Annotated in this window: 5 protein-coding genes and 2 pseudogenes; 5 read left to right on the top strand and 2 right to left on the bottom strand. The window is 73.3% G+C overall.

Annotation, left to right across the window (positions count from 1 at the left end; genetic code table 11):
- Positions 1-328 (top strand): annotated as a pseudogene (locus ACFW2E_RS36780) (HEAT repeat domain-containing protein); the annotation flags it as partial.
- 199 nt (positions 329-527) lie between these two features.
- Here the strand turns inward: ACFW2E_RS36780 and ACFW2E_RS36775 are convergent.
- Positions 528-1,112, bottom strand: coding sequence for a hypothetical protein (locus ACFW2E_RS36775; RefSeq protein ID WP_384473346.1), 585 nt, complete (start codon positions 1,110-1,112; stop codon positions 528-530).
- Between the two features lie 281 nt (positions 1,113-1,393).
- Here ACFW2E_RS36775 and ACFW2E_RS36770 point away from each other — a divergent pair, with 281 nt between their 5' ends.
- Positions 1,394-2,479 carry a WD40/YVTN/BNR-like repeat-containing protein gene (locus ACFW2E_RS36770; RefSeq protein WP_384473343.1) on the top strand — a complete coding sequence of 362 codons (1,086 nt, stop codon included), beginning with the start codon at positions 1,394-1,396 and terminating at the stop codon, positions 2,477-2,479.
- 271 nt (positions 2,480-2,750) lie between these two features.
- Here ACFW2E_RS36770 and ACFW2E_RS36765 read toward each other — a convergent pair whose 3' ends face one another.
- Positions 2,751-3,428 (bottom strand): uracil-DNA glycosylase, encoded by a 678-nt coding sequence (locus ACFW2E_RS36765; RefSeq protein ID WP_384473340.1) that lies wholly within the window; start codon positions 3,426-3,428, stop codon positions 2,751-2,753.
- Positions 3,429-3,662: 234 nt separating this feature from the next.
- Between ACFW2E_RS36765 and ACFW2E_RS36760 the strand changes: the two are divergent.
- The 3 genes and pseudogenes from ACFW2E_RS36760 to ACFW2E_RS36750 all read left to right on the top strand — a co-directional run.
- Positions 3,663-4,103, top strand: a pseudogene (locus ACFW2E_RS36760) (uracil-DNA glycosylase); the annotation flags it as partial.
- Entirely contained in the window at positions 4,100-5,089 is a 990-nt protein-coding gene (locus tag ACFW2E_RS36755; RefSeq protein ID WP_384473337.1) for an N-acetylglucosamine kinase, read from the top strand. The pseudogene ACFW2E_RS36760 and the gene ACFW2E_RS36755, both read left to right, overlap by 4 nt.
- Before the next feature lie 142 nt (positions 5,090-5,231).
- The gene (locus ACFW2E_RS36750) at positions 5,232-6,155 is read left to right on the top strand and encodes a sirohydrochlorin chelatase (RefSeq protein ID WP_384473334.1); all 924 of its coding nucleotides are present in this window, start codon (positions 5,232-5,234) and stop codon (positions 6,153-6,155) included.
- Positions 6,156-6,173: the final 18 nt, after the last annotated feature.

Raw genomic sequence — 6,173 nt, 5'->3', positions numbered from 1 at the left:
GCCCCGGCTGCGCCGCATGGCCGAATCGGCGGACCTGGTGCGGGAACGGACGTCCGCCGCGTGCGCCTTCTGGCGAATCGGCGGTGACCCGGAAGCCGTGCTTCCGGTCCTCCGGTCCGCCTGGACGGAGAACCCCGGCACACGCGGCACGATCGCGTCCTGCCTCGTGGAGGCGGGCCCGCAAGGCGCACCCCTGTGGGACCTGGTGAGCACGGAACTGACCGCCCCGCGCCGCCACACGGCCCGTACGGGCGGGTACGCAAGCCACGGCATCCCGAAGGACGAGAAGCTGCTGAGAACGTGCCGGGAGGTGCTGCGAGGCGGGTAGGGAGCATGGTGCGCCAAGGCATGACGGGGCATCGGACGCACGGGGCACGTGTCCGCGCACCCGAACCTCTGCGTCGGCACGTATTCCCGCTGGGGACCGTCGGTCCGGCGCAGCCTCGGCGGGCCGGGCGTCGCGCCGGTTGCGGACCGGGGGAGCCGCCGCACGCGGGAGTCGCGTCGTCCCGGCGGCCCGCCCCGGCTCAGCCGGTCATCCGCCCCCACTGCGGGCCCAGCCTCGCCCACTCCGCGTCCCAGTGGTCCATGCGCCGTCGTTCGAGCCGGGCGCACAGGGCGCGGCCAGCGATGAAGGGGACCGCCGCCGTGCTCACGCCGGCCAGGACGCCGATGAAGGCGGAGCGGAAGTGGGCCTGGGACATACTGGCGGGTCTGGTGACGAGGTGGCCCTGCGGGTCCGTCCAGACGGTGACCGGGGCGCCGTCCGCGCTGCCGGGGGCGACCCGCGCCTGCCCGCTGTGCGACGAGCCGTCGGCCACCTTCCAGCGCACCTTGGCCCACACCCGCTCGCCCGCGCCGGTCCCGGTGTCCGAGCCGGAGGTTCCCGGTGCCTTCCCGACGACCCGGGCCACGACCGGGCGCCACTCGACGCGTTCCCGGGCCAGGCTGTACTCCACCGACCGGGCCGTCACCAGACCGGCGAGCACCCCGGCCAGGACGGTGAGCAGCCAGGCTCCGAGCACCACCCAGGCCTCCACCATGTCGGCACGACGCCGGAGCGGGTTGCGCCGCCAGCGCCACAGCCACACCTTCGGACCACGGAACGCCATCAACGGCATCCTCCTCACGAGCGCACGGACAGGCCGGACCGCCCTCCCATACGGGAGAGGTCCGCTCGTTGCTCACGGCGAGCCCCCGGACCGACGGTCGCACGGCACACCGGTCCCGCGCAGGCGTCTGCCCCAACGGGCCCCGGATTTTCGCGCCAGACCGACACCACGCGTCCTACCTGCGGCGACACCGGATCCAGGGGTGACTGTCAGTGGCGGGGTGCAGACTGGCCGGTGTCTGAAGAACTATCGGTGACGACGACGTCCCGGAGGTGGTCGGCATGACCGAGGTACTGCTCGCCGTAGGCACCCGGAAGGGGCTCTTCATCGGGCGGCGGCGAGGTGGCACCTGGGAGTTCGACGAGAATCCCTGTTTCAACGCCCAGGCGATCTATTCGGTCGCCGTCGACACGCGCGGCGGCACTCCGCGACTGCTGGCCGGAGGGGACAGCTCGCACTGGGGCCCGTCCGTGTTCCACTCCGACGACCTGGGCCGGACCTGGACCGAGCCGTCCCGGCCGGCCGTCAAGTTCCCCAAGGACACCGGCGCTTCGCTGGAGCGGGTCTGGCAGCTGCACCCGGCGGCGGCCGAGCCGGACGTGGTCTACGCGGGCACGGAACCGGCCGCCCTGTACCGGTCGGAGGACCGCGGGGAGAGCTTCGAGCTCGTCCGCCCGCTGTGGGAACACCCCACGCGCTCACGCTGGGTGCCCGGCGGCGGTGGCGAGGGGCTGCACACCGTGGTGACCGACCGGCGTGACCCGCAGGCGGTCACTGTCGCCGTGTCCACGGCCGGGGTGTTCCGCACCACGGACGGCGGCGCGAGCTGGACGCCGTCCAACTCCGGTGTGTCCGCGGTGTTCCTGCCGGACCAGAACCCGGAGTTCGGCCAGTGCGTGCACAAGATCGCCCAGGACGCGGCCTCCCCGGACCGGCTGTACCTGCAGAACCACTGGGGGGTGTACCGGAGCGACGACGCGGGCGCGCACTGGACCGACATCGGCGGGGGGCTGCCGTCCACGTTCGGCTTCGCGGTGGCCGCCCACCCGAGCCGGGGCGACACGGCGTACGTCTTCCCGATCAACGCCGATGCCGACCGGGTGCCCGCCGGCCACCGCTGCCGGGTGTTCCGCACGGCGGACGCGGGCAAGAGCTGGGAGCCGCTGTCGGCCGGGCTGCCGGCGGAGGACCACTACGGCACGGTGCTGCGGGACGCCCTGTGCACGGACGACGCCGACCCGGCGGGCGTGTACTTCGGCAACCGCAACGGCGAGGTGTACGCCTCGGCGGACGACGGCGACAGCTGGCGGCAGTTGGCCTCCCACCTGCCGGACGTGCTGTGCGTGCGGGCCGCGGTCGTCGGCTGATGCCGGAAGCCGTGAGGAAGGGGGGGTTCCGGTCAGCCGTGCCGACGGTTCGGTCAGCCTCGGTAGGCCCAAGAGGGGGCCCGCAACAGGGCCCCCTGGTCACGATGGAGTGCTGCACGTCATCGTGGCGCGGTGGCCCGTACTCGGATGTGTCCCGTCCTCTGAGGAACGGCCGGTGAAGACTCTCGCGCGACCAGAAGCTCGTCCAGCGAGAGTCCGGCACCCCCGGCAGGAGGCCACCGCCCGCCAAGCCATCACTGCGCAATATGCGCTACGGCAGTCGCCAGTCCACCGGCTGCGCACCCTGTCGCAGCAGCAAATCGTTGGCCCGGCTGAACGGACGCGAGCCGAAAAAGCCGCGGTCCGCCGACATCGGCGACGGGTGCGCGGACTCAATCGCCGGAAGATCCCCCAGCAACGGCCGCAGATTGCGCGCGTCACGCCCCCACAGGATGGACACCAGCGGCTTGCCGCGCCCGGCGAGGGCCCGGATCGCCTGCTCGGTGACCTCCTCCCAGCCCTTGCCCCGGTGCGCCGCGGGCTTGCGCGGGGCCGTCGTCAACGCCCTGTTGAGCAACAGCACACCCTGCTGCGTCCACGGGGTCAGATCGCCGTTCGACGGCCTGGGCAACCCGAGGTCGGCGTGCATCTCCCGGAAGATGTTCTCCAGACTCCCCGGCAACGAACGCACTTCGGGCGAGACCGCGAAACTCAACCCGATCGCCATACCCGGTGTGGGGTAGGGATCCTGGCCCACGATCAGGACGCGGACGTCGTCGAAAGGCTGCTGGAAGGCCCGCAGGACGTTCGCCCCGGACGGCAGGTAGGTCCGGCCCGCCGCTATCTCGGCCCGGAGGAAGTCCCCCATGGCCGCGATGCGTTCAGCCACAGGTTCAAGAGCCTTCGCCCAGCCTGCTTCAACAAGTTCATGCAAGGGTCGTGGTGCCACGGCGCCTCACTCTACTGGTGGGTGCCATGCCCCGGCACACCACAGAAGCACTCACGCGCGGCCGCCGCCCCTGGCGCTAGTCTTCCTCCTCGTCGAGATCCTCGAACCGGTCGAGCAGATCACGCAGCCGGCCACCGGGAAGGAGAGGGGAGCCCGTTGCATCCCGTGGTCAAGCCACTCCGCCACCGTCATCACGCCTGTTCAGCCCCTCGTACTCGATACGCGGATCCTGGAACTCCCGCACACGCGGTGGGGCTGTCGTTCTCCGTCGCGCCCGAAGTCCGTCCGCTGCCGCCCGGTCTGGACAACATCTTCCGGGAGCTGAACACCGACCTGGCCCTGCCGCGGCCGTCCAACGGCGGTCTGACGCCGTGGCCTCGGCAGGGCGTGCTGCTGCTCAACAGGGCGCTCACCACGGCCCCGCGCAGGTCGGGTTCGCACCGGGGCAAGGGCTGGGAGGAGGTCACCGAGCAGGCGGTCCGGGCCCTGGCCGGACGCGGCAAGCCGCCGGTGTCCAATCTGCGGCCGCTGATCGGCAGTCTGCCGGCGACGGAGTCCGCGCACCGCTCGCCCAGGTCGGCCGACCGCGGCTTCTTCGGCTCCCGCCCGTTCAGCCAGGCCAACGACTTCCTGATGCGCCAGGGGGCACAACCGGTGGACTGGCGCCTGCCGTGACCGGTGGCGCGGGGGACGGATCCGGCTTCCTCGCCGTCGACTCGGGAGGCTCGGGCCTCCGCGCCGTGGTCGGGATTCCCGGCCGGGGGCTGTCGGCCGTTCGGGAGTCGAGGGAGCCGGTCAGGACCGGTGCGCGCGGGATCGACCCGGGGCATCTGCTGGAGCAGCTCCTGCCCATGGCCCGTGCCCTGGCCGACGAGGTGGCTCCGGCCGGGCTGGACACCGCCGTCGTCGGCGCCGCCGGGTTCGCCACCCTGGGCGACGCGCTGCGGGCCGAGCTGCCGGGTGCGCTGGCCCGGGAACTCGGCGTGCGCTCCGTCGCGCTCGCCGCCGACGCCGTCACCGCCTATGTGGGCGCGCTCGGCCCGCGCCCCGGCGCCGTGATCGCCGCCGGTACGGGGCTGATCGCGATCGGCACCGACCTGACCCGATGGCGGCGGGCGGACGGCTGGGGCCATCTGCTGGGCGACTGCGGCAGCGGCGCCTGGATCGGGCGGGCCGGTCTCGAGGCGGCGCTGCGCGCCCATGACGGACGGGACGGCGGCTCCGCACGACTGCTGGCCTGCGCCGAGGAGCTGTTCGGCCCGATGCCCGGGCTGCCGGGCCGGCTCTACCCGCGCTCCGACCGCGCCGCCGTGCTCGCCTCCTTCGCGCCCCGGGTCGCCGCCTGCGCGGAGGCCGACCCGGTCGCGGCGGACATCCTGCGCACGGCTGCCCGGCACATGGCCGACTCCGCCGCTGCCGTGTGCCCCACCGCGGGCGAGCCGCGCATCGCTCTGACCGGTGGCCTGTTCAGGACGGGTGATCCGCTGCTCGTACCCCTGGGCGAGGAGTTGGCCGCGCGGCTGCCGCACGCTCGCCGGGTCCCGGCCGAGGGGGACCCGCTGCACGGCGCGGTGCAGGTGGCGACCGGTCTGGCGGCCGGACGGCTCACTCTGCCGGGTGAAGAGACGATGTTGTACGTCGTGACCGGAAAAGGTGATTGATCCTGCTGGTGGAGTAACTGTCCGACAAGTACCTGGATCGCTTGCGTTTCGCGCGTAACTCATCAGACAAAACCGGACGGATACCGCTCACCTGCACCCTCCCCGAACAGGGGAGCCCAGAGAGCCACTAACATGCGGCTCCATGAGCTCCCCCACTGGGCCCGCGTCCGGCCTGCCAGTACGAATGCCGCGACCCCGCCAGCCCGGACGGCACCGCCGCCCCGAACCGCTGGTGGCTCCCGAGGGCGCGCCCGCGCTCGTCCTCGCGGTGCCGGGCACGCCCAGCGCCGCAACGCGCAGCCTCGCCGAGGAGGTCGTGAGCATCGCCCGCTCCGAGCTGCCCGGCCTGGATGCCCGGATCGGGTACCTGGACGGGGACGACGCCGAGTTCCTCGCGCTGTCGTCCGTCCTCGCGCACGCCGCCGAGGAGCGCACCGCCCGCTACGAGCAGGCGATCGCCGCCGGTGTCGAGGCCAAGGAGCCCGACGGCCCGGTCGCAGTCGTCGTTCCGCTGCTGGCCGGTCCGGACAGCGCGCTGCTGCGCCGGGTGCGCCAGGCCGTCATGGACAGCCGGGTCGCCGCCGATCTGACCGACGTCCTCGGCCCGCACCCGCTGCTCGCCGAGGCCCTGCACGTGCGCCTGTCCGAGGCGGGCCTCGCCCGCGCCGACCGCGCCCGTCTGTTCACCGTGGCGACCGCCGCGGACGGCATCATCCTCGCCTCCGTGGGCGGCGACGAGGCCGTCCAGGCGGCCGGTATCACGGGCATGCTGCTCGCCGCGCGGCTCGCCGTGCCGGTGATGGCGGCGGCTCTGGACCAGGAGGGTGCGATCAGCTCCGTGGCCGAGCAGCTGCGGGCCTCGGGCTCGCAGCAGCTGGCGCTGGCGCCGTACCTGGTCGGCCCGGAGATCGAGCCCGGCCTGCTGGAGGCGGCGGCCGCCGAGGCCGGCTGCGCGACGGCCGAGGCGCTGGGTGCGTACCCGGCGATCGGCAAGCTCGCTCTGGCCAAGTACACGACGACGCTGGGCATCGCACCGCAGCAGCCGCAGGGGGCCCCGGTCCGCTGACGCACCACGGCACCCGTA

Source organism: Streptomyces sp. NPDC058964, assembly GCF_042741275.1.
Lineage (GTDB): Bacteria > Actinomycetota > Actinomycetes > Streptomycetales > Streptomycetaceae > Streptomyces.
The sequence above is the reverse complement of the archived record's forward strand: the minus strand, read 5'-3'. Positions and strand labels throughout refer to the sequence as shown.

Coding starts and splice junctions, on each gene's coding strand:
- ACFW2E_RS36775 (WP_384473346.1), bottom strand. CDS start 1,112: ATGGCGTTCCGTGGTCCGAAGGTGTGGCTGTGGCGCTGGCGGCGCAAC.
- ACFW2E_RS36770 (WP_384473343.1), top strand. CDS start 1,394: ATGACCGAGGTACTGCTCGCCGTAGGCACCCGGAAGGGGCTCTTCATC.
- ACFW2E_RS36750 (WP_384473334.1), top strand. CDS start 5,232: ATGAGCTCCCCCACTGGGCCCGCGTCCGGCCTGCCAGTACGAATGCCG.